We start from the raw sequence: 21,533 nt of genomic DNA on the forward strand, positions 1-21,533 counted from the left end.
GTAATTTTGTAATGCTGGAATTAAGAGCCTGTTTAAAATTCATCTGATAATTTGTTTATGCTTCTTTTTAGCTGCAACTTCGTCCTATTCATTTCAGGTAGGAAGGCTACCAGAAATAAATAGGACTTGTCTCGCTTAAAATTAAGCTATAAACAATTTTATCATCTAAATTTAAATAAGCTCTAAGACGAAACGATGAATAGACGAATAATTTTAACAGCTTCTTTTTTTGGAGCTTTGGCGGTAATATTAGGTGCATTTGGTGCGCACGGGTTGAAAGACGTTCTTTCTGCTGATCAATTGACAATCTGGACTAAAGGGGTTGAGTATCAGTTTTATCATACCTTTGCACTGTTATTTCTATCTACATTCGCAAGGTTTAGAAATAAACTGGTTGATATTGCTTGCTTATTACTGTTTTACTATTGGGATCTTATTTTTCTCAGGGTCACTTTATCTGCTGGCCACCCGTGAGGTGTTACAGTTAAGCTGGGTAAATATTGTGGGCCCGATTACTCCATTAGGCGGGTTATTATTAGTTACAGGCTGATTTTTTTTTCTATTTTTCGCCGCATTAAAGAACAGATAAATGCAGGAATTTAATGATCTGGATTTTACCGAGAGAGATACGCTGTTTATAGAGGTTATTTTACCGCTGTCTCTTTCAAAAAAAACTATATCTATCGTGTACCGTTTGACCTGAATGAGCATACTGCGGTAGGTAAGCGGGTAATCGTACAGTTTGGTAAAAATAAGATCTATACCGCGCTGATTAAGAGTATCAGTCAAACCGCACCGGCTTTATATCAGGCGAAATATATCATCGATGTAATTGATGAACACCCTGTTGTCAATAGCCGGCAGCTACAGTTCTGGGACTGGATGACGGAATATTATCTATGTAATGAAGGAGGAGAGGTGATGTCTGCCGCACTGCCTGCGGGATTAAAGCTGGCGAGTGAGACTATTATTATCATTCGTGAAGAAATCTCTTTAGACGATCTTGAAATCACAGATAAGGAGCGGATACTGGTTACAGCGCTTGAAAAACAAAAAAGACTGACTGTAGATCAGATTTCAAAGTTATTAGGACAAAAGACTGTTTTTCCACTGATCAGATCTCTTTTAGATAAAGAAGTTATTTATATCGCAGAAGAAGTTGTAGAAAAATATAAACCTTTATTAAAATCATATATTACACTGAACCCGTTCTATTCGGAAGAAGGGAATTTTAAGCATCTTTTTGAGGTGCTGGAACGTGCGCCAAAACAACTGGATGCCCTGCTGATGTATATCAAGCTTTCCAAATCCGGAATTGAAATATCGAGACAGCAGCTACTGGAAGACAGCAGTTGTGGTCAGGCAGCGTTGAAGTCATTATTAGATAAGGAGATTTTTATTCTTAAAAAAAAAGTGGTAAGCCGTTTAAATGATGAGTCAGATGATATGATTCTCAATTTTAAACTGAGTGCTGCTCAAAGTGTCGCCTTACAAAGAATTGAGACTGAATTTCAAACTAAAGACGTTGTTTTATTACATGGGATAACTGCTTCAGGTAAAACTCAGGTTTATATTAAACTGATAGAACAGGCTATTGAAAAGGGTGGTCAGGTTTTATTTCTTTTGCCGGAAATCGCATTGACCACACAGATCGTTGAAAGAATAAAACGTTATTTTGGAGACGCTATAGGGGTATATCACTCGAAATTTAATGACAATGAACGGGTAGAAATCTGGAACAGTGTGATGAACGGTAAATATAAGATCGTTTTGGGCGCACGTTCTGCTGTGTTTTTGCCCTTTAAAGATTTAAAGCTGATTGTGGTTGATGAAGAGCATGAGTCATCCTATAAACAAAACGAACCGGCTCCAAGATATCAGGCGAGGGATGCTGCTGTTTATCTGGCGCATCTGCATCAATCGAAAATTATACTGGGATCGGCCACGCCATCTATAGAAAGTTATTATAATGCACTAAATAATAAATATGGTTTAGTAACCCTTAACGAGCGTTTTGGTGGGGTAGAGCTTCCGATTCAGGAAGTTGTTGGAATTGCTGAAGAAACCAAGAAAAAGAAAATGGTTTCTTATTTCTCCAGCGTGTTAATTGATGATATTACAGCCACGCTGGAAAGAAAGGAACAAGTAATCCTTTTCCAGAACCGACGGGGTTATGCGACGATTCTGATTTGTAAAACCTGTGGTTTTGCACCTAAATGTGTGAACTGTGATGTGAGTCTGACCTTTCATAAAAGCAGCGGTAAATTACATTGTCACTATTGCGGATATCATGAAAGCAGTATGAATATTTGTCCGGCCTGTGGTTCAGTCCATATTGAACAAAAGGGTTTTGGAACTGAAAGAATAGAAGAGGAGTTAAATCTTATCTTTCCGGATGTTAAAATTGCCAGACTGGACGTAGACAGTACGAGGACAAAAAATAGTCTCCAGAAAATTATTGGCGACTTCCAGGAGAAAAAAACGGATATCCTTATAGGAACACAAATGGTTGCTAAAGGACTCGATTTCGATAATGTTACACTAATCGGTGTGATCAACGCAGATACTTTATTGAATTACCCCGATTTCAGGGCTTTTGAGCGTAGTTTTCAGTTGCTGGCACAGGTAGCCGGCCGCGCGGGCAGAAGAGATAAACAAGGGAAGGTATGTATCCAGGCTTATGATGCTGATCACAGGATTATTAAACAGGTAGTAGATAATAATTACCTGGAAATGTACAATGATGAAATTGCTGAGCGTAAACAGTTTCATTATCCGCCTTTCACCAGGTTGATCTTTATCAATATAAAACATAAAGACTCCAATTTACTGAATGCGGCCTCGGCACGTTTTGCTTCTATGCTGAGAGTACAGCTTGGAAGCAGGGTACTGGGACCAGAGCAGCCTTTGGTTTCGCGGATCAGGAATTACTATATCAAACAGCTGATTATTAAATCAGATAAAGCGACAGCGATTCATAAAGTTAAGGCTGTGCTCAAACAGACTATTGCAGACTTTAATGCAGAAAATACTTTTAAAGGTGTCATTATTCAGATTGATGTAGATCCCTATTAAAATTTATTACCTAAATGAATTTGCACACCTACGGTTATAGGGGTAAAGAGGAATTCTTTTTTATGTTCAGAATTTTGTGTCATTGAAGCAGAAATGTCTTGAGTAATAAGCTGGGTACGTAAATTGGAATAGTAGAATTCAATGCTCCCTTCTGCGAAAATAGAAATGAAATCTACTGGAGTAATCCTTAATCCTAATGAAGGGGATAAGGTAAGACCATTTTTGACAGTTTCTATCTGGGATACTGTTGCTATGGTCCTTTGCAGATTGATGTAATTCTGTACACCATTAAAACGATTGTACCGATATCCGATATCAAATGAGATATATGGTTGAATACGTGAATAATTCAGGCTTTTTTCAAACCCAAGCTTAACGCTGTAATCGGTGACTTTTCCTTTGTCCAGTTCACAATTTGTACAGTCATCCTGAAATTCTATCGATTGATTAACGAAGTTCCCGATTAAACGATAGCTGATCTGCCGGTCGTTGACTTTAAACATCCCGCCATTGAAATTGGAAGTTATATATTTCAGCGGATCCTGATTAGATATTCTTGGCAGTTGCATGATACTGAACGCGTTAATCCCCAGACTATAGATGCTGTTCACTTGTGAGAATGCGTGGGCTGCCAGAATAAAAATAAGTAACAGAGAGAGCATTGTCTGTTTCATAAATTTTTAATTATCATTTGGTTACATAAAAATATACAATATTATTTGGCATAAACAAGAAGAGCCCCAAAATTTATTTAATTGTATTAATTGGAAATTTTCAATTTATTATTGAAATAAGATTCGTATTTCATCTTTAAGAGCTCAAAAAATATTTTTTCTTTTTCTTAAGAGCAGTATATATATTGTTTAAGATTTGATTTGTTGAGCTTTACGGGCATCAGGTTAAATTCCTCCAATTAAAACCTGAGAAATCGGTTTCAAAGAAGTATTTTTGAATTCAATGGCATATAAGTTTGTAGATAATTACCGGGAAAGAGGAGCGAGGAAGAAATTGGTTGAGCATCTTAAATCAAGAGGCATAGCAGATGACCGCGTTTTGAATGCAATCGGAAAAGTGCCGAGGCATTTTTTCTTCGATGAAACATTCTGGAATCAGGCTTATAAAGATATCGCATTTCCGATTGGCGATGGACAAACCATTTCTCAGCCTTATACGGTAGCTTATCAAAGCGAATTACTGCATATCGGTAAAGGTGATAAAGTATTGGAGATAGGAACGGGTTCAGGTTATCAGACTTGTATACTGATGGAGCTTGGTGCTGAGGTATTCACTATTGAAAGACAGGAAAGTATTTACAAGCATACCCTTAAGGTGTTACCTGGAATGGGATATAATGCACATTTCTTTTATGGTGATGGTTCAATGGGAATTGCTGAACATGCACCCTATCATAAAATTATTGTAACAGCCGGCGCACCATTTGTCCCTGAAATTTTGTTGAAACAGCTTAAAATAGGTGGAATCCTGGTTATTCCGGTAGGAGATGAGCATTCACAGGTAATGGTTACGGTGATTCGTGTCAGTGAAACTGAATATGAAAAGTTTGAACTGGACACTTTCAGATTTGTACCGCTTGTAGGAGACCAGGCCTGGTAATTAGCCCTTCATCGCCCGGTCCATTTCACGTTTAGATTCACGGTCTTTGATGCTATCTCTTTTATCAAAGTCTTTCTTTCCTTGTGCTAACGCAATTTCTATTTTTGCAAAACCTCTTTCATTCGTGAAAATACGAAGTGGAACAATAGTATATCCTTTTTCTTCACTTCTGAATTTCAGCTTTTTAAGTTCCTTTTTTTGCAGTAGTAATACACGGTCACGTTTAATGTCGTGATGGTGAAATGAGCTGTGGCTGTATTCTGAGATATGAAGATTTCTAACGTATAAAATATTACCAATGAACATGCAGAAGGCATCGGTCATATTGGCTTTTCCTTGTCTGATTGCTTTTATTTCTGTTCCCAGCAAAGCCAGGCCAGCATTGTATTTATCAACAACATGGTAATCGAAGTATGCTCTTTTATTTTTTATTTGAATATCGTTCGTCATAGAATCAGCTAATATCAGAAAGAATTGCCGATTTACTGCAATTCTTTCTGAATTTTACACTGAATATAGGATTATCTGAAATGTATTCCGGATTATCTGACTACCAGAACCGGAATAGTGATTTTATGTCTTACCGCATCAACGGTCGTTCCGAATATTAAATCTTTTAATCCTTTATGACCATGGGCTCCCATAACCAGTAATTGTAAATCATTGGTTTTAGTAATTTCAGCAATCGAACCTGATGCGCCTCCGAAACCTATATGCGGGATGCCATGATAATAACCCAGATTAGCCAGGTTCTGACAATACTTTTTAAGGTTTTCTGCATCACTCAGGGTTTCGTGATCGAGCGCTGCTTCTCCGTGATAGCGTGCTCCCGCAGTTTCAACAATATGTATTAAATGATAATCTGCTTTTTTGCCCCCCTGAATCAATGCATGTCTGATTGTACTTAAATCATTTTTAGAGAAATCAACAGTGATACCAATCCTGGTGTAGTGAATCTGGTCAATTGTATCTATATCCAGTGCATTTCCATGGGGGATGTTTTTTTCTAACTTCGTTTTAGATCCAAACATAGGATAAAAAAAAACATATAACAGCAGCAGGCCAATCAAAATAGCCACTGGTATAATCAGGGTATAGATATACCATCCGTTTGAGGTGCTTGCCCATCCTGAAATCTCTTCAATAACCAGTTTAATATTCAGGGCTACAATTACTGCTGCACTGATCCATGCTAATATTTTGACCCATAGTTTGATGGCAAAACCTTTCATTTCTTTTTTGTCTGAAGTGAAATGAATCAGCGGGATTACCGCAAAGCCTAGTTGTAAACTCAATACTACCTGACTTAAAATCAGTAATCCGCTCAGTGCATCATTACCGAAATACAAGATCGTGAAAAATGCAGGAATAATGGCTAGTAAACGGGTAATTAAACGTCTTAACCAAGGCTGGATTCTGAGGTTCAGGTGTCCTTCCATTACAATTTGCCCTGCAAGTGTACCTGTAATTGTTGAGCTTTGGCCGGCAGCAATCAACGCTATTGCAAAAAGAGTGGGCGCAACGCCGCCAAAAATATGACCAAGCAATTTATAGGCATCCTGTATTTCTGCAACTTCATGCATCCCATTTTTATAAAAGGCGGCAGCGGCAAGAATAAGTATGGCTGCATTGACAAAAAAGGCAAGGTTAAGTGCAACTGCTGTATCAATAAAATTGAATTTTATAGCTTCTTTAATACCTTTGTCATCTCTTTCGAACTTCCTGGTTTGAACCAGTGTGAAGAGTGTAAATAGAGATTATGGGGCATTACCGTTGCACCGATAATTCCGATCGCAATATAAAGTGCCTGTCCCGATAATACAGAGGGCTCTAACCCTTTGACAATTTCTTTTATTGAGGGTTCAACGATAAACATCTCTACTAAAAAGGAGATGCCGACGATAAAAACCATAGAAACAATGAATACTTCCATTTTGCGCATCCCTTTATTCATCAGGAAAAGGAGGAGTACGGTGTCAAAAATAGTAATACTAATACCCCAGATCAGTGGCAGGCCGAAAAGCAGGTTTAAACCTATGGCCATTCCAATAATTTCGGCAAGATCGCAGGCTACAATTGCAGTTTGTGCTAAACCAAATAATGGAATATTCACCCATTTGGGATAAGCATTTCTGGAAGCCTGTGCCAGATCCAGACCTCTTACTATTCCTAATCTTGCACTTAAAGATTGTAATAACAAGGCGATTAAATTTGACATCAGTAATACCCAGATTAATTGATAACCGAATTTACTACCTCCGGCAAGATCGGTAGCCCAGTTTCCCGGATCCATATAACCAACACTAACCAGGTAGGCAGGGCCGATAAATGATAATATCCTTCTCCACCCGGTACGCTTACTTGTATCTACACTTTGATGTACTTCACTTAATGATTCTGTATTCTTCATTAGCTAAAAATTTTTTTATTCTGCTGGTTCTATAATTTAGTTGGTTCTTTTATAATTTAAGGAGGATGTGCTGAGCTACTTTTCTGCTTACGTTAATCCTTTGGTTATTCACCATGAGTTCTACTGAGCCATCGTAATCTGTAATTTCTACGATGGTCACGGGTACACCTATAGTTAAGCCCAGTTTTTCCAGGTGAATTAAAAACGGAGATGAATGTTCGCTTACGCCAATGATGATCCCGCTTTTTCCACTGGTCATGTTGTGAAGATGTACATTTTCTGAGGGTTCAAAGTTTCCGTCTTTATCAGGAATAGGGTCACATGAGGGTCTCTCTTTTCGGAAAACCAAGAAAATCATCTAAACGCTCTACTAATATTGGAGAATTGATGTGTTCGAGCTCTTCGGCAATATCATGGACTTCATCCCACCTGAATTTGAGTTTTTCCACTAAAAAGACTTCCCACAGACGGTGTTTCCGGATAACTTTGATTGCGGCAGCTTTTCCTTTTTCAGTTAAAGTTACGCCCTGGTATTTAATATAGTCAATCAACTTTTTGTCTGCCAGCTTTTTAAGCATATCTGTAACTGATGCTGCTTTGGTATTCATTCCATTCGCAATGGCGTTGGTTTGTACCGTACCAGTGTCTGCCTGGGATAAATGATAAATGACTTTGAGGTAGTTTTCTTCGGTAAATGAATGCATTATATTTGCCTAATAATAGTTTTAGATAAATCTAAAAATTTTTAGATAAAATAAAGCATAATTTTTATGTTTATTTTTAGAATTAAATTTGGTAAATAAGGTGTTCTTATTCTACCTTTGGGTACAAGAACGGAAAAATGGCAGCAGAATTAGATAAGATAGATTTTAAAATACTTAAACTTTTACAGGAAAATGGCAGAATTACCAATTTGCTGTTATCGCAGGAAATTGGTTTATCACCAGCACCTACTCTGGAAAGAGTAAGAAAACTGGAGATGTCTGGTTTCATTAAAAGTTACCACGCGTTGGTAGATGAAGAGAAATTAGGTTTGGGAATCAAAACCTTTATCCAGGTACAACTGGATTTTCATAAGAATAATACGATTCAAATATTTTTGGACGAGGTCAATCAGATTAAAGAAATTACTGAATGTCACCATGTAACGGGACAGGCTGATTTTCTTTTGAAAGTATATGTAAGTGATATTAAAGCTTACGAACGATTAATTATGGACAAAATCAGTAAAATCAGCGTTGTGAAAACTTTTCAAACGATGATGATTATGTCGACTACTAAGAAAGAGCCCATAGTTCCTCTGGAATATTAATTGTTTATGCTCTTTTTAGCTAGAACTTCGTCAAATTTATTTCTGGTAGGAAAACTACCAGAAATAAATTATGACTCGTTTCGCTTAAAAATAAGCTATAAACAGGTTTATCTTACCTGAGATATGCTTTAAGATCAGCTGATCTGCCAGTTAATTGGTTTTTTGCCCTGGGCAATTAGGATCTCATTTGTTTTGGAGAAGTGCTTAGAACCGAAAAATCCGGTGTAGGCAGAGAATGGAGAAGGGTGTGCCGATTTTAAAACGGTATGTTTTTTCTCATCGATCAGTATCGCTTTTTGCTGCGCAAATTTGCCCCACAATAGAAATACAAGCCCTGTTTTCTTAGCAGATAGCTGACTGATAGCCTGATCTGTAAATGCTTCCCAGCCTTTACCCTGGTGTGAACCCGGTTCATGTGCCCTAACGGTAAGTGATGCATTCAGTAATAGGACGCCTTCATCTGCCCATTGCGTAAGATTACCGTGATTTGGGGTTTTAAAGCCTTCAATATGTTTCCAATTCCTTGTAGATGTTTTTTAAGGATGGAGGAGTTGCTATTCCCTTCTGTACAGAGAAGGAAAGACCGTGTGCCTGACCATCTCCGTGGTACGGGTCCTGACCTAAGATTACCACCTCGACTTTATCAAATGGAGTATGATTAAAGGCATTGAATATATCTGCGCCTTTTGGATATACAGACTTTCCTGTTTCTTTTTCCTGTAACAGAAAAGCTTTCAGGTTTTTCATGTATTCCTTTTCAAATTCAGGTTCGAGGACATTTAACCAGCCTGGTTCTAATGCTGCTGACATCTTTAATTATTTTTGTTAATGAGTTCAACCATATCGTTTTCCAGGGTAACCAGTGGCCACTCTGTAATCCGACCTATTTCTGTTTCATTGGAGGTAATGATGAATGTTGGTACACGATCGATATTCAGATTGTCTGTTAAACCATCTGCTGCTGCTTTTGTTTCATCAACAAAGATCAGGGTGATATCTTTTTCGGCTACGCCTGATTCATCAAGAACTTTGTAAAAGTGAGGTACTTGTAATCTGCTGTCTCCACACCATGTGCCCATTACAATAATTATTTTTTTGTTAATGAGTAATGATCTTAGCTTCTGTATTGCTGCAGTATCAGGTTGATAACCGGGATATTCTAAATCGTATTTCTCTTTCATTTCCGGAGATTCCATTAGTTTTCTGCGGGCAGATTCATTTGGCATTATTTTATTTCTCCTTTAGTTTTAAATGGGTTCTTAATTCTGTCAGAAGCATTATTCGTTTCCGGGGCTATCTGGAACAGGTTCTGGCAAAGATAAGCATCAGAATGAGATAAACATTTTTAGAATCGGTTTAAATTTAGATGATAAAATTGTTTACAGCTTATCTGATTTTTGGTATATAAACACGATATTTGCACAAAATAATTAAAAATAGATATGCCAAACATAGTAAGACTTATCGCAGCTTTTGTGATACTGGGGGGTGCGGTAGCACTTATGATTTTCGGTTTTTGGGGGTTGGGGAGTTTTAGCTGTATTGATTAGTATACTGATCGTTGCTACTTTTTTCTACAACGAAAACATGCTTCTTGCACAATGGTTTTTACGTAAAGATGATATGCCTAAAGCTGAACGCTTTTTAAATAGAATAAAAAATTATGAAACTGAATTGATCAGACCTCAGCATGGTTATTATCAATTGTTAATCGGTTTGATCGAATCGAGAAAAGCACCAATGCAGTCTGAAAAGTATTTCAAGAAAGCTTTAGCCTTAGGAATGCAGATGGATCATAATATCGCCCTTGCGAAATTAAGCTTAGCTGGTATTTCAATGGGTAAACGTAATAAAAGAGAAGCTCAGATGTATCTGACAGAAGCTAAGAAAGCGGATAAAAACAAATTACTTGCTGACCAGATCAAACAAATGAAAGATCAATTGGCAATGCTGGATAAGCAACAACAAGTAAGATACAGGTAGTTAATAAAGAATTAATATAGCATAATAAAAGAAAGAAGCCACCTCGCGTGGCTTTTTTTATTTATCGCTCAGATTGTCGAAACTATCAACCGTTCCGAGTGCTCCACGGCTGATGATATCATCTTCCATGTATTCTTTTTTTCTACTGAAAAACAATTGTTCAGATTGAATTCTTTTGATAAGCTGACGGATCAGGGACAGATCAAAGGCATCTTTGCTCAATTTTATGCAGTATTCGTTTTCAGTTATCTCAAGACTTGAATTATTCATAACATTCAATTTTATTGTTTGTTAAAAATAGAAAAGGGTTGCTAGAAATTATCATAGCAACCCTTTAAGTTTTTGTTATTATTATGTTAAGAGAACCAGGCGGTTACCTCTTCTTTAGAAGGCATAGGCAATTCAATTTTTAACTTTTTACGCATGCCGCCCAAATCGTTAAATACTTTGTTTGCATTAGCCCCTGCTAAATCTTCTATCGTATTAAAGCCCATCTTTCTGATTACCTGAACCCAGTCAGCAGGAATACCTTGCATTCACGAAGTCTTCGTCAGTAGTTACTTTTGCTTTTTTCTCCGGTCTCATCTGAGGAAAGAAAAGAACTTCCTGTATCGTAGACTGGTTAGTCATCAGCATGACCAAACGGTCAATACCAATACCTAAACCTGAGGTAGGGGGCATACCGTACTCTAACGCACGGATAAAGTCATCATCCATCACCATAGCTTCATCATCACCTCTTGCAGCCAGTTTCAACTGATCTTCAAAACGTTCTTTCTGATCAATAGGATCATTCAGCTCTGTATAAGCATTACCGATTTCTTTACCCATTACAAAAAGCTCAAACCGCTCTACCAGACCTGCTGAAGTACGGTGCTTTTTAGCCAGTGGAGTCATCTCAATCGGATAATCAGTAATGTAAGTAGGCTGGATTAAATTAGCTTCTACTTTTTCACTGAATATTTCATCAACCAGTTTTCCACGGCCCATTGAAGGGTCAGTCTCTATATTCAGGCTTTTACAAGTCTCTAAGCTGATCTTCGGTCATTGCCGAAACATCGATTCCTGTATATTTCTGAATAGATTCATACATCGTCAGTTTCTCGTATGGTCCTGCAAAGTTAATCTCATGCTCACCAACTTTAACTAAAGGTGAACCATGTGTAGCTACAGCCACTTTCTCCAGACAGGCTTCAACCATACCCATCATCCAGATATAATCTTTGTAAGCTACATAGATTTCCATCGAGGTGAACTCAGGGTTATGCGTACGGTCCATGCCTTCATTTCTGAACATTTTTCCGAACTCATATACGCCGTCAAAACCGGCAACGATCAGTCTTTTTAAATACAGCTCATTGGCAATTCTCAGATATAAAGGCATATCTAATGTATTGTGATGTGTATTAAACGGACGCGCTGCTGCTCCTCCATGGATAGCTTGCAGGATAGGTGTTTCCACCTCCATCCAGCCTTGCTGATCAAAGTAAGCTCTCATGGTATTGATAACCTTAGAGCGGGTAATAAAGATCTGTTTAAAGTCAGGATTTACGGTAAGATCTACATAACGTTGTCTGTATCTTAATTCAGGATCTGTAAAACCGTCAAAAATGTTTCCGTCTTCGTCACGTTTTACGATAGGAAGCGGTTTTAATGATTTTGAAAGTAATTTGAATTCAGTAACATGTACTGAGATTTCGCCTGTCTGTGTAGTAAATACATACCCCTTGATCCCGATGAAATCACCAAGATCAAGTAATTTCTTGAAAACAGTATTGTAAAGTGTTTTATCCTCATCCGGACAAAGCTCGTCTCTCTTTAAATAAACCTGGATACGGCCGGAAGCATCTTGTATCTCTACAAAAGCCGCACTTCCCATAATACGGCGGGTCATGATTCTGCCTGCAAAACTTACCTTTTGATAAGCATCCTTATTATTTTCGTAATTAGCCAGTATATCGGCTGCATTTGTATTGATTTCATATCCTTCAGGCGGATACGGATCAATTCCCAGTTCACGTAACTGGGTAGCGCATTTCTGCGCAGTATTTCTAATTCTGATAATCCTGTACTCATATATGTTATTATATTCGGCTCTCGCCGGATAAGCTCTAATTTGCCTGCATTGAACGCTATGTTCAAATACTTTGCAAAAAAATAGTAAATTAGAGCCTGTTTTTTAGAAAAATATAAGGGCGGGCCTAAGCCTGCTGGTTAAATGCAATTATTCAGTATCAACTGATTCTGCATAGAGCTCATTGATCGCCTCAGCATAGATCTTTTCAACCACTTTACGCTTGATTTTCATGGTAGGAGTGATCTCGCCATCTTCGATACTGAATGGGTTCCTTTTAATTCTGAAACTCTTGATCCGCTCAAATTTAGATAACTCATTGGATAGCTTTTTGATATCCTGTCCTATCCAGTCAATAATTTCCGGTTCACTGATAAAGATGTCCGGCTGTAAAAAGAAAGCATCAGGTAAATTGAATTTCTCCTGCAAACTTTCTCTGTTAGGAATGATAATTGCCGTTTAGATATTCTCTTTTATCGCCAATTAAAAACAAGGAATCTATTTTAAGACTTTTCAGATAAATGTTCTCTACAGGTGTAGGATAAACATTTTTTCCATAAGCATTCACGATCATGTTTTTCAACCGATCTGTGATCTGAAGGTTACCTTTATAGAAACGGCCGATATCTCCGGTGTGGAACCAGTTGTTTTTATCTATGGCTTCGGCAGTTTCTGCCGGTTTATTAAAATATCCCTGCATTACGCAATGGCCACGCACTATGATTTCACCTTCTGCACACTCAAAGGTTTCATTAAAAGATTCATGAGTTTGAATGCTGATCATTTCTTTAGTCTCAATATCCTGGATAGCGACCTCTATACCTGGAATAATCCGGCCTACGGTTCCATAAACCTGTCTGTCATATTCCGTAACGGACATTACTGGAGATGTTTCTGTTAAGCCAAATCCTTCAAGGATTTTAATGCCCAGGTTACCGAAAAATTCACCTACGTTTTTAGGAAAGGGCAGCCCCGCCTGAAATCATAAACTTTAATCTTCCACCAGTTTTTTTTTCTTTGATTTTGCTGAATACCAGTTTCTCTGCAATTCTTTTTTCTACGCCAAGAACGATACCCGGGTTTTTCCCTGCTTCGATTTTATGACGGTAGTTCTGGCCAGTTTCCAGTGCCCATAAGAATATTTTAGCTTTTAACCCGCCTTCGGCAGTACCGCTTTTAATGGCTTTGTCGTGGATACGTTCTAATAAACGGGGCACACAGCTCATTACAGTTGGTCTGATTTCGGCCATATTTTTTGCCAGTAGCTCAAGACTTTGTGCATAAGCAATTTTACAGCCCTGAGCACAGCATACATGATAAGTAGCTGTTCTTTCAAAAACATGGGATAATGGCAGAAATGATAAGAATATATCAGTTTCGTCAATTATCGGGATTTGCTGCAAGCATACTTTTACGTTTTCTACGAAATTACTGTGAGAAAGCATCACACCTTTAGGTGTGCGGTAGTAGTACCTGAGGTATAGATTAAAGAAGAGGTGTCCGAAGGACGTAATAGTGATCTGGCTTCTTTGATTTTAACCTGGTAAGTTGAAACCAGTTCTTTCCCTTGTTTTAAAAGGTCTTCGAAACTGATAATGGTTTTATTCAGGTCTTCAGGAACAGTTGTTTTAGCGTATTCTGCAAAAGCAGGAATGATATATTGTAACTGCCGGCAGTTATCCGCGATTTTAAGGATCTTTTTATAAAGGAAGGGATTGCCAACAAGTAATGACTTTATGCCTGAGTCATTGATAATGTATTCTACTTCCTGTTCAGAGAGGGTAGGGTAAATAGATACGTTAATTGCACCAATTTGCTGAATACCCTGATCGTAGTATACGTAATCTGGCCCATTTTCAATCATCAACCCCATTCTATCACCTTTAGCTACTCCTTTTGATAAAAAAAAGGCAGCTACAGCATCGGCTTTGTCGAGCGTTTGCTTAAATGAGATATTCTCCCACTCATTGTTTTTTTTGTGGACTAAGAAAGTTTCTTCGGGTTTGTGAATGTTTTCTACTACGTTTCTTAATAAGCTGGGAACAGTAGAAGATTCGTTAAATGAGACCATATTTATTTTTTTTTGCGAGGGCAATAATAAAGTTTTTTACATTAATAACAGAATACGTGTGGTATAAACAATTGGAAGATAGCAAATGTTTCGGGTGTGTCAGAGATTAAATATACCTTTAAACCCATTGAAATAATACAATTGCTAAAACCAGGATATGTACAATAAAATAAAAGTTATAACTGCTTTTCTAACACTTGTCGGTTTTAACTTATCAGCTCAAACTGGAAGTCTGGTAAATGGGAAGTATACGAATAAGATAATTGGATGGAGCATAAATGTGCCCAAAGGCTGGCATGCAGAGACTGCGAATCATAAATCTAATAATTCTCTGACAACGGAATTGATAAGCTTTAGTAAAGGTGATCATAGCAGCCCAATGTTTTTAGCAGCACAATTGAAGATAGTGTTTCATTAGCCAGTAATGGGGTGAAGACACTTGATGATTTCAGTAATGGCGTTTTAATGGTATTGAGAAAAGTAGACCCAATGGGAACAATGGATGTAAAAGTATCTGATTTGAAGGTGGGTTCACAAGATTTCAAATCAATAGCTTATACTGAAGCTGGCGGTGCTGGTGTAAGCAGGACAATAGGAGCTTACAGGAAAGGTTATCTATTTACGATGACCTGGTTTTTTGATAAAGATGATGATAAAGCAGCAATTGAAAAAGCTGTTTTAAGGTCAACTTTCAAATAATCGGGCCCCTCAATTATAATGGACAAAAAAAAAAAGCAGTAGTTAATTATAACTACTGCTTTTTAAAACAAACCTGAACAAGAATGTTCAAGACCTGTTGTATAAATATTATATCAGCTTAAACGGAGAAACTTTCTCCGCAACCGCAGGTACGACTCGCATTCGGGTTATTGAAGTTGAATCCTTTTCCGTTTATTCCGTCTGTGAAATCAAGTTCTGTACCGGCCATATATAAAAATGATTTCATATCCAGTGCGATCCGGATGCCACGGTCTTCAAAAAACTGATCTCCTGTTTTCTCCTCATTATCAAAATCTAAATTGTAGGATAAACCTGAACAACCACCACCTTTTACTGAAACACGTAAAAAGTAAGTAGTATCCATTTGAGATTCCTGCATTAAGTTATCAATTTTGCTCTTCGCTTTATCTGTTATGGTGATCATATGCTTAAGTATTTAATATAAGCCCAGGTATTATTTTTAGTGGTGTGATTTAGGCAATGCAATTGGCTCCATACCGTTTTTAACACGGTAATCGTTGATTGCTGATTTAATCGCATCCTCTGCTAATACTGAACAGTGAATTTTTACTGGTGGTAAAGCTAATTCTTCAACGATATCCATGTTGTCAATCGTCATAGCTTCATCAACAGTTTTACCTTTTAACCATTCTGTTGCTAATGAAGAAGAAGCAATTGCAGAACCACACAACCGAAAGTTTTAAATTTCGCATCAGTGATTACATTGTTTTCATCCACTTCAATCTGAAGACGCATGACGTCGCCGCATTCTGGTGCGCCTACTAATCCTGTACCAACTGATTTACTGTTTTTATCTAATGTACCAACATTACGGGGGTTGGTATAGTGTTCCATTACTTTTTCTGAGTATGCCATTTTATTTTCCTCCAGACCTCTTATTAAAGAAGCTTATTTCTAAATATCTTAATTTATATATGAATTTGGTTGAGACTAGTGCTCAGCCCATTCAATTTTGCTTAAATCAATTCCTTCTTTAAACATTTCCCAAAGTGGAGAAAGGTCTCTTAAGTGATTCACTGCTTTTTTAGTGTTCTCAATTGCGTAATCAATTTCTTCTTCAGTTGTGAAACGGCCTAAACCGAAACGGATAGAAGAGTGTGCAAGATCATCGGAAAGACCTAAACTTTTCAATACATAAGAAGGTTCTAATGAAGCCGAAGTTCTAATGAAGCCGAAGTTACATGCAGAACCAGAAGAAACAGCCAGATCTTTCATCGCCATCATCAATCCTTCACCTTCAACATATTTGAAAGAGATATTCGCTACATGTGGTAAACGGTGTTGTGTATTACCATTCACATAACTTTCTTCCATTACGGTCAGTGCGCTTTCCAGTTTATCTCTCAATGCTGAAAGACGTGTTGCTTCTGCGTCCATTTCTAAACGGCATAACTCACATGCTTTACCTAAACCAACAATACCCGGTACGTTTAATGTTCCTGAACGCATACCACGTTCGTGACCACCACCGTCCATTTGTGCTGTTACTTTAACCCTTGGGTTTTTACGGCGTACATATAATACACCAACACCTTTAGGGCCGTACATTTTATGCGCGCTGAATGCTAATAAGTCAATTCCATCAGCATTCACGTCTACAGGTATTTTACCTACAGCCTGAGTTGCATCTGTCATAAACAAAGCACCAAACTTATGTGCAATTGCAGAAATTTCTTTGATTGGCTGGCTGAACAACACCGATTTCATTGTTACCGTACATAATAGTAACCAGGATAGTTTGTTCAGTCATTGCTGCTTCTAATTCAGCAAGATCAATTAAACCATCCTCTTTTACTTGTAAGTAAGTGATTTTTGCACCTAATTTCTCCAGGTGTTTACAAGTGTCAAGAACAGCCTTGTGTTCAGTAGTTGCAGTAATAATATGATTACCTTTATCCTGATACATTTCGAAAACACCTTTAATACCAAGGTTGTCTGCTTCTGTAGCTCCTGAAGTGAAAATGATTTCTTTTTCAGTACAGCCAATTAGTTTTGCAGCCTGCTCACGTGCATAGTCAACACCTTCTTCAGCAACCCAGCCAAAGGCATGGTTACGGCTTGCAGCATTACCAAATTTGGTGGTGAAGTAAGGCAACATTGCTTCAAGCACTCTTGGGTCAAGGGGGGTTGTCGCGTTATTATCTAGATAAATAGGAAGTTCCATTGTATGTAATTTATTCTTTAATATACAAATGTACTAAAAAAGATTGCCAAAGAATGTAATTAATGGCTATGAAGGTAGCTGTAAAACATGCATTTTTACATTCGTTTAACGTTAACATGGAAGATGAATAAAATTGAACATATTGGTATAGCTGTAAAAGATCTTGATGCATCTTGTAATTTGTATGAGAAATTGTTGGGTACGGCCGCCTATAAGCGGGAATCTGTAGCTTCGGAGGGGGTAGATACTGCCTTTTTTAAAACAGGGGAGAATAAAATTGAACTACTGGCAGCCTCTTCGGAGCTGAGTCCGATTGCTTCTTTTCTGGGAAAAAGAGGAGAGGGGATTCACCATATCGCCTTTGATATAGATGATATTCACGTAGAAATGAAAAGATTAAAAAGTGAAGGCTTTGTACTCTTAAATGAAGAACCTAAATTTGGGGCTGATAATAAACTGATCTGCTTTGTGCACCCTAAAGGTACAAATGGAGTACTGATTGAATTGTGTCAGGAAATAAAAAAAATGATTTAATGGATGATCTGAAAGCACTCAGCCGAATTATAGGAAATGATTTCGAACTGGAAAATGAACTGTCTGCAGAACAGCTGAGGGAGAAAATGGTACATGCTTTCTCCTGGTTACTGGATAATGATATCTCTAAAATGATGAATATATTATATCGCACGGATGTGGACGAAGAAAGATTAAAATCTTTATTGATCAGCAAGTCTCAACTGCCTTCGGCAGAAGTGATTGCAGATGAATATATTAGCAGACAGATGCAGAAAATTGAAACCAGAAAAAAGTATAGTACATAATTTTTTAATAATGCTTGTAAATAAAAAATATAATTAGGATATTTGCAACCTTCAAAATAAGCGACAAATAAGTACAAATAAGTATATATTCATTATGAAAAAAGATCTTCACCCTTCAAACTATAGATTCGTAGTATTTAAAGATATGTCTAACGAATACTCTTTTTTAACTAAATCTTGTGTTGAGACTAAAGAATCTGTGACTTGGGAAGATGGTAACGAGTACCCTCTTTATAAATTAGAGATCTCACATACATCTCACCCTTTCTATACTGGTAAAATGAAACTGGTAGATACAGCTGGTCGTATCGATAAATTTAAAACTCGTTACGCTAAGAAATAATTCTACAGTTATAAGAAATTATTTTAAAGTCCCGATGCTAAGCTTCGGGACTTTTTTTTTTATTTTTGCGTATATTATATATCAGGTACCTGTTTAAACAGGCAAGCGAAAAACATAACAATAACAAAAATGAACATTAATTTATTTGATGATCACACTGCACTATCTTTAAGGCCGCTTACTTTTACCCGGCCTGTGGCCGACCTGCGGATCGGAATATTAACCATTGCTGAAAAATGGGAAAAATATTCATCTGCCCCTGTTGGTTTTTGTACCTCTGCCTATCTTGCTTTTAAATATAAAACCCGTCATGATGCTGATACCTATATCAACGGTTCTGTGTGTCCTGATGAAAATCTTTTTGCTGCTATTGCTGCATTGCAAAGTGGTGAGGTGCTTTCCCAGGGAGCAATTATTTTAGCCTATAAAGTTAATGCGGGCGAAGTACTCAGTTTAGCGGAGGGCATTTTATTGCGCCCTGTTCAATACAGCAGTGCCTTTACGCGTATTGTCTTTCCTGAAGATATTTTTAGAAATAACGATGTACAACTGCGTGCTGATTTCAGCCTTTTAACAAAAGGTAGGGTATCAGCAAAATTAAGTGCAACCAATACCGTTCTTGGAGACCAGATTTTTCTGGAAGAAGGTGTTGAGGCAGAATGTGCTACTTTTAATACTTTAACGGGGCCTGTTTACCTGGGGAAAAATACTCAGGTTTGGGAAGGCAGTCATATCAGAGGGTCTTTTTCTTTGGGTGAAGGCTCAAGAGTGAAGATGGGAACCAAGATCTACGGGCAGACTACAATCGGCCCGTTTAGTACGGTAGGAGGAGAGATTAATAATGCTGTCATCTGGGGCTATATTCTTCTAAAGGTCATGAAGGGTATCTGGGTAACTCTGTGATGGGACAATGGTGTAATATCGGAGCTGATACCAATAATTCTAACCTGAAAAATAACTACGCAGAGGTTAAACTCTGGGATTATGAACAACAGTTTTTTAGAAAGACAGGTCTCCAGTTTTGCGGCTTAATCATGGCTGATCATGTGAAATGTGGTATCAATACCATGTTTAATACGGGAACTGTGGTTGGTGTAAGTGCAAATGTGTTTGGTTCGGGGTATCCAAAGAACTTTATTCCTGATTTTGCATGGGGAGGACCACAGGGATTTGATATTTATAGCATTGAGAAAATGATTGAGACCACAAAAAAAGTCTTTGAACGTAAAAATGTTGAATTTAATCAGATAGAAAAAGATATATTGTCATCGATTTTTGATTTAACTTCAATTTATAGATCTTTTTAAGAGAGTTTGTGTATTTTTATCACTTATATGTGTAGTGGTAACATGGAGTTGAGTATTTTTTTGAAATCAAAATGACACCTTAAATAGTAGAAAATAGGATTACAATTAAAATAATATTAGATTTAATTATGAGAAAGAAAATAGTAGCAGGAAATTGGAAAATGAATACGGACTATGCGGAAGGTATTTCATTATTTTCAGAAATCGTTAACATCGTAAGAGATGAGAAAAAAGGCGATCAGATTGCTATCATATGTGCTCCGTTTATTCATTTAAACAGCTTATCAAAATTAGGCGGAGATATCGTTAAAATTGGTGCTCAGAACTGTCACCAGAAAGAAAGCGGTGCTTTTACGGGAGAGATTTCTGCTAAAATGATCAAATCAGTTGGTTGTGAATATGTAATTATCGGACATTCAGAACGCCGTCAGTACTTTGCTGAAAGTGATGCTTTACTTGCTGATAAAACTAATATTGCTTTGGCTAATAACTTATTACCTATTTTCTGTATTGGTGAAACATTAGATGAAAGAAATAATGGTAATTTCTTTGAAATCCTTAATCCTTAAAGGACAATTAGAAAATGGTCTTTTCCATTTAAGTCCTGAAGATTTTTCAAAAGTAGTTATTGCTTATGAACCGGTTTGGGCTATTGGTACAGGATTAACTGCTACTGCTGCACAAGCACAGGAAGTACATGAATTTATACGTGCAGAAGTTGCTGGTAAATATGGCGAGGCTGCAGCAGAAGAAACTTCTATCTTATATGGAGGGAGCTGTACACCTAAAAATGCACCTGAATTATTTGCGCAGAAAGACATTGACGGTGGATTAATAGGAGGAGCTTCTCTTAAATCACGTGATTTCGCTGACATCATTAAAACGTTTAATTCTTAATGCAGTATATTCAAGTCACATTTAGCTTCACGCTTATCCAGGAATATCAACAGGATTTATTAATCAGTGAACTTGCCGAAATTGGATTCAATACATTTGAGGATACAAAAAATGGGTTCTCTGCTTTCATTGACCTTGATAGCTATAATAAAGAGAATTTAACCGAAGCTCTTGTTCAGTTTGAAGGAGAATTCGAATATAATTATACAGTAACAGAAATTGCAGCAGAAAATTGGAATGAAGAGTGGGAGAAGAATTTCGAGCCTCTGATTATCGATGAAACTTGCTATGTAAGAGCTACTTTTCATCCGGCGCAGCCTAAATATAAATATGAGATCGTTATCGATCCTAAAATGGCTTTTGGAACCGGTCATCATCAGACTACAACGATGATGATGCAATATATCCTTGAAACAGATGTTGCTGGAAAGCATATGCTGGATATGGGTTGCGGCACTGGAATATTAGCTATTCTGGCTGCTAAAAAAGGTGCTGGAGAATTAGTTGCAATTGATAATGATGATGTTTGTTATCTGAGCGCTATAGAAAACTCTGCACTGAATGACATCCATAATATCACTGCTTTATGTGGTGGAAAAGAAATTATTCCTGCTCATGCCTATGATATTATCCTGGCTAATATAAACCGTAATATTTTACTGGATCAGATTCCAGATTCCTGTTTATGCGGATGTATTAAAAAGTGGGGGTGAAATCTTCT

22 protein-coding genes and 8 pseudogenes are annotated in these 21,533 nt (G+C 37.4%); 16 read left to right on the plus strand and 14 right to left on the minus strand.

The features are described from left to right. Positions 1 to 195: 195 nt before the first annotated feature. From ACWYN3_RS39510 to priA, 4 genes and pseudogenes are all read left to right on the plus strand, one after another. Positions 196 to 474 (plus strand): DUF423 domain-containing protein, encoded by a 279-nt coding sequence (locus ACWYN3_RS39510; protein WP_456219082.1) that lies wholly within the window; start codon positions 196 to 198, stop codon positions 472 to 474. Beyond that, positions 431 to 550 (plus strand): hypothetical protein, encoded by a 120-nt coding sequence (locus tag ACWYN3_RS39515; protein ID WP_456223319.1) that lies wholly within the window; start codon positions 431 to 433, stop codon positions 548 to 550. The genes ACWYN3_RS39510 and ACWYN3_RS39515 overlap by 44 nt, the downstream gene beginning before the upstream one ends. Before the next feature lie 149 nt (positions 551 to 699). After that, positions 700 to 879 (plus strand): annotated as a pseudogene (locus tag ACWYN3_RS39520) (primosomal protein N' family DNA-binding protein); the annotation flags it as partial. 3 nt (positions 880 to 882) lie between these two features. Then, complete coding sequence (gene priA, locus ACWYN3_RS39525; RefSeq protein WP_456219083.1) at positions 883 to 3,075, plus strand: replication restart helicase PriA; 2,193 nt, start codon at positions 883 to 885, stop codon at positions 3,073 to 3,075. Here the strand turns inward: priA and ACWYN3_RS39530 are convergent. After that, a complete protein-coding gene (locus ACWYN3_RS39530) occupies positions 3,072 to 3,749 on the minus strand; it encodes a hypothetical protein (RefSeq protein ID WP_456219084.1) in 678 nt (225 codons plus the stop codon). The genes priA and ACWYN3_RS39530 overlap by 4 nt on opposite strands. Before the next feature lie 283 nt (positions 3,750 to 4,032). Between ACWYN3_RS39530 and ACWYN3_RS39535 the strand changes: the two genes are divergently transcribed. After that, positions 4,033 to 4,689: a protein-L-isoaspartate(D-aspartate) O-methyltransferase gene (locus ACWYN3_RS39535; protein ID WP_456219085.1), complete on the plus strand. Its 657-nt coding sequence runs from the start codon at positions 4,033 to 4,035 to the stop codon at positions 4,687 to 4,689. Here ACWYN3_RS39535 and smpB read toward each other — a convergent pair whose 3' ends face one another. The 4 genes and pseudogenes from smpB to ACWYN3_RS39555 all read right to left on the minus strand — a co-directional run bounded on the left by smpB (position 4,690) and on the right by ACWYN3_RS39555 (position 7,803). Further along, positions 4,690 to 5,139 carry an SsrA-binding protein SmpB gene (gene smpB, locus ACWYN3_RS39540; protein WP_183878615.1) on the minus strand — a complete coding sequence of 150 codons (450 nt, stop codon included), beginning with the start codon at positions 5,137 to 5,139 and terminating at the stop codon, positions 4,690 to 4,692. 92 nt (positions 5,140 to 5,231) lie between these two features. Next, positions 5,232 to 7,099 (minus strand): annotated as a pseudogene (locus ACWYN3_RS39545) (Nramp family divalent metal transporter). A gap of 49 nt (positions 7,100 to 7,148) precedes the next feature. After that, positions 7,149 to 7,358, minus strand: coding sequence for a FeoA family protein (locus ACWYN3_RS39550; protein ID WP_456219086.1), 210 nt, complete (start codon positions 7,356 to 7,358; stop codon positions 7,149 to 7,151). Between the two features lie 58 nt (positions 7,359 to 7,416). Next, entirely contained in the window at positions 7,417 to 7,803 is a 387-nt protein-coding gene (locus ACWYN3_RS39555) for a metal-dependent transcriptional regulator (protein ID WP_456219087.1), read from the minus strand. Positions 7,804 to 7,940: 137 nt separating this feature from the next. On the opposite strand from ACWYN3_RS39555, the gene ACWYN3_RS39560 reads away from it, so the two are divergent. Beyond that, on the plus strand, positions 7,941 to 8,411 hold the full coding sequence (locus ACWYN3_RS39560; protein ID WP_041884810.1) for an Lrp/AsnC family transcriptional regulator: 471 nt from the start codon (positions 7,941 to 7,943) through the stop codon (positions 8,409 to 8,411). 134 nt (positions 8,412 to 8,545) lie between these two features. Here the strand turns inward: ACWYN3_RS39560 and ung are convergent. Together ung and ACWYN3_RS39570 are read right to left on the minus strand one after the other, a co-directional pair. Beyond that, positions 8,546 to 9,221: pseudogene (gene ung / locus ACWYN3_RS39565) on the minus strand (uracil-DNA glycosylase). A gap of 2 nt (positions 9,222 to 9,223) precedes the next feature. Continuing rightward, entirely contained in the window at positions 9,224 to 9,637 is a 414-nt protein-coding gene (locus tag ACWYN3_RS39570) for a thioredoxin family protein (RefSeq protein ID WP_456219088.1), read from the minus strand. A gap of 216 nt (positions 9,638 to 9,853) precedes the next feature. Between ACWYN3_RS39570 and ACWYN3_RS39575 the strand changes: the two are divergent. Beyond that, positions 9,854 to 10,394 (plus strand): annotated as a pseudogene (locus tag ACWYN3_RS39575) (DUF2892 domain-containing protein). 57 nt (positions 10,395 to 10,451) lie between these two features. On the opposite strand, the gene ACWYN3_RS39580 reads toward ACWYN3_RS39575, so the two are convergent. From ACWYN3_RS39580 to ACWYN3_RS39590, 3 genes and pseudogenes are all read right to left on the minus strand, one after another. Then, positions 10,452 to 10,664, minus strand: a complete 213-nt coding sequence (locus ACWYN3_RS39580) for a hypothetical protein (RefSeq protein ID WP_456219089.1) — start codon at positions 10,662 to 10,664, stop codon at positions 10,452 to 10,454. A gap of 86 nt (positions 10,665 to 10,750) precedes the next feature. Beyond that, positions 10,751 to 12,470, minus strand: a pseudogene (gene lysS / locus ACWYN3_RS39585) (lysine--tRNA ligase). 148 nt (positions 12,471 to 12,618) lie between these two features. Further along, positions 12,619 to 14,539: pseudogene (locus ACWYN3_RS39590) on the minus strand (AMP-dependent synthetase/ligase). 157 nt (positions 14,540 to 14,696) lie between these two features. Between ACWYN3_RS39590 and ACWYN3_RS39595 the strand changes: the two are divergent. Beyond that, complete coding sequence (locus ACWYN3_RS39595; RefSeq protein ID WP_456219090.1) at positions 14,697 to 14,957, plus strand: hypothetical protein; 261 nt, start codon at positions 14,697 to 14,699, stop codon at positions 14,955 to 14,957. 11 nt (positions 14,958 to 14,968) lie between these two features. After that, complete coding sequence (locus ACWYN3_RS39600; RefSeq protein ID WP_456219091.1) at positions 14,969 to 15,238, plus strand: hypothetical protein; 270 nt, start codon at positions 14,969 to 14,971, stop codon at positions 15,236 to 15,238. 118 nt (positions 15,239 to 15,356) lie between these two features. Here the strand turns inward: ACWYN3_RS39600 and ACWYN3_RS39605 are convergent, their stop codons facing one another. From ACWYN3_RS39605 to ACWYN3_RS39620, 4 genes and pseudogenes are all read right to left on the minus strand, one after another. Beyond that, positions 15,357 to 15,683 (minus strand): HesB/IscA family protein, encoded by a 327-nt coding sequence (locus ACWYN3_RS39605; RefSeq protein WP_456219092.1) that lies wholly within the window; start codon positions 15,681 to 15,683, stop codon positions 15,357 to 15,359. A 36-nt stretch (positions 15,684 to 15,719) separates the two neighbouring features. Beyond that, entirely contained in the window at positions 15,720 to 15,950 is a 231-nt protein-coding gene (locus tag ACWYN3_RS39610; RefSeq protein ID WP_456219093.1) for an iron-sulfur cluster assembly scaffold protein, read from the minus strand. Beyond that, a complete protein-coding gene (locus ACWYN3_RS39615) occupies positions 15,917 to 16,135 on the minus strand; it encodes an iron-sulfur cluster assembly scaffold protein (protein ID WP_456219094.1) in 219 nt (72 codons plus the stop codon). Before ACWYN3_RS39615 ends, ACWYN3_RS39610 begins: the two co-directional genes overlap by 34 nt. A 75-nt stretch (positions 16,136 to 16,210) precedes the next feature. Then, positions 16,211 to 17,444 (minus strand): annotated as a pseudogene (locus ACWYN3_RS39620) (IscS subfamily cysteine desulfurase). Positions 17,445 to 17,567: 123 nt separating this feature from the next. On the opposite strand from ACWYN3_RS39620, the gene mce reads away from it, so the two are divergent. The 7 genes and pseudogenes from mce (at position 17,568) to prmA (ending at position 21,525) form a co-directional block, all read left to right on the plus strand. Further along, positions 17,568 to 17,978, plus strand: coding sequence for a methylmalonyl-CoA epimerase (gene mce / locus ACWYN3_RS39625; protein ID WP_456219095.1), 411 nt, complete (start codon positions 17,568 to 17,570; stop codon positions 17,976 to 17,978). Then, positions 17,978 to 18,265 (plus strand): hypothetical protein, encoded by a 288-nt coding sequence (locus tag ACWYN3_RS39630; protein WP_456219096.1) that lies wholly within the window; start codon positions 17,978 to 17,980, stop codon positions 18,263 to 18,265. The genes mce and ACWYN3_RS39630 overlap by 1 nt, the downstream gene beginning before the upstream one ends. Positions 18,266 to 18,359: 94 nt before the next feature. Then, complete coding sequence (locus ACWYN3_RS39635) at positions 18,360 to 18,608, plus strand: type B 50S ribosomal protein L31 (RefSeq protein ID WP_041884831.1); 249 nt, start codon at positions 18,360 to 18,362, stop codon at positions 18,606 to 18,608. A 129-nt stretch (positions 18,609 to 18,737) separates the two neighbouring features. Next, a complete protein-coding gene (locus tag ACWYN3_RS39640; RefSeq protein WP_456219097.1) occupies positions 18,738 to 19,511 on the plus strand; it encodes a putative sugar nucleotidyl transferase in 774 nt (257 codons plus the stop codon). Then, a complete protein-coding gene (locus tag ACWYN3_RS39645; RefSeq protein ID WP_456219098.1) occupies positions 19,511 to 19,915 on the plus strand; it encodes a hypothetical protein in 405 nt (134 codons plus the stop codon). Before ACWYN3_RS39640 ends, ACWYN3_RS39645 begins: the two co-directional genes overlap by 1 nt. A 128-nt stretch (positions 19,916 to 20,043) precedes the next feature. Beyond that, a pseudogene (tpiA, locus tag ACWYN3_RS39650) lies at positions 20,044 to 20,812 on the plus strand (triose-phosphate isomerase). Then, a complete protein-coding gene (gene prmA / locus ACWYN3_RS39655) occupies positions 20,812 to 21,525 on the plus strand; it encodes a 50S ribosomal protein L11 methyltransferase (protein WP_456219099.1) in 714 nt (237 codons plus the stop codon). Before tpiA ends, prmA begins: the two are co-directional and overlap by 1 nt. Positions 21,526 to 21,533 lie beyond the last annotated feature (8 nt).

The organism is Pedobacter sp. NJ-S-72 (genome assembly GCF_053890575.1).

Bases quoted from the DNA above. Each gene is read 5' to 3' on its own strand.
- ACWYN3_RS39510 (WP_456219082.1), top strand. From the start codon at position 196: ATGAATAGACGAATAATTTTAACAGCTTCTTTTTTTGGAGCTTTGGCG.
- priA (WP_456219083.1), top strand. From the start codon at position 883: ATGACGGAATATTATCTATGTAATGAAGGAGGAGAGGTGATGTCTGCC.
- ACWYN3_RS39530 (WP_456219084.1), bottom strand. From the start codon at position 3,749: ATGAAACAGACAATGCTCTCTCTGTTACTTATTTTTATTCTGGCAGCC.
- ACWYN3_RS39535 (WP_456219085.1), top strand. From the start codon at position 4,033: ATGGCATATAAGTTTGTAGATAATTACCGGGAAAGAGGAGCGAGGAAG.
- smpB (WP_183878615.1), bottom strand. From the start codon at position 5,139: ATGACGAACGATATTCAAATAAAAAATAAAAGAGCATACTTCGATTAC.
- ACWYN3_RS39550 (WP_456219086.1), bottom strand. From the start codon at position 7,358: ATGACCAGTGGAAAAAGCGGGATCATCATTGGCGTAAGCGAACATTCA.
- ACWYN3_RS39555 (WP_456219087.1), bottom strand. From the start codon at position 7,803: ATGCATTCATTTACCGAAGAAAACTACCTCAAAGTCATTTATCATTTA.
- ACWYN3_RS39560 (WP_041884810.1), top strand. From the start codon at position 7,941: ATGGCAGCAGAATTAGATAAGATAGATTTTAAAATACTTAAACTTTTA.
- ACWYN3_RS39570 (WP_456219088.1), bottom strand. From the start codon at position 9,637: ATGCCAAATGAATCTGCCCGCAGAAAACTAATGGAATCTCCGGAAATG.
- ACWYN3_RS39580 (WP_456219089.1), bottom strand. From the start codon at position 10,664: ATGAATAATTCAAGTCTTGAGATAACTGAAAACGAATACTGCATAAAA.
- ACWYN3_RS39595 (WP_456219090.1), top strand. From the start codon at position 14,697: ATGTACAATAAAATAAAAGTTATAACTGCTTTTCTAACACTTGTCGGT.
- ACWYN3_RS39605 (WP_456219092.1), bottom strand. From the start codon at position 15,683: ATGATCACCATAACAGATAAAGCGAAGAGCAAAATTGATAACTTAATG.
- ACWYN3_RS39615 (WP_456219094.1), bottom strand. From the start codon at position 16,135: ATGGCATACTCAGAAAAAGTAATGGAACACTATACCAACCCCCGTAAT.
- mce (WP_456219095.1), top strand. From the start codon at position 17,568: ATGAATAAAATTGAACATATTGGTATAGCTGTAAAAGATCTTGATGCA.
- ACWYN3_RS39630 (WP_456219096.1), top strand. From the start codon at position 17,978: ATGGATGATCTGAAAGCACTCAGCCGAATTATAGGAAATGATTTCGAA.
- ACWYN3_RS39635 (WP_041884831.1), top strand. From the start codon at position 18,360: ATGAAAAAAGATCTTCACCCTTCAAACTATAGATTCGTAGTATTTAAA.
- ACWYN3_RS39640 (WP_456219097.1), top strand. From the start codon at position 18,738: ATGAACATTAATTTATTTGATGATCACACTGCACTATCTTTAAGGCCG.
- ACWYN3_RS39645 (WP_456219098.1), top strand. From the start codon at position 19,511: ATGGGACAATGGTGTAATATCGGAGCTGATACCAATAATTCTAACCTG.
- prmA (WP_456219099.1), top strand. From the start codon at position 20,812: ATGCAGTATATTCAAGTCACATTTAGCTTCACGCTTATCCAGGAATAT.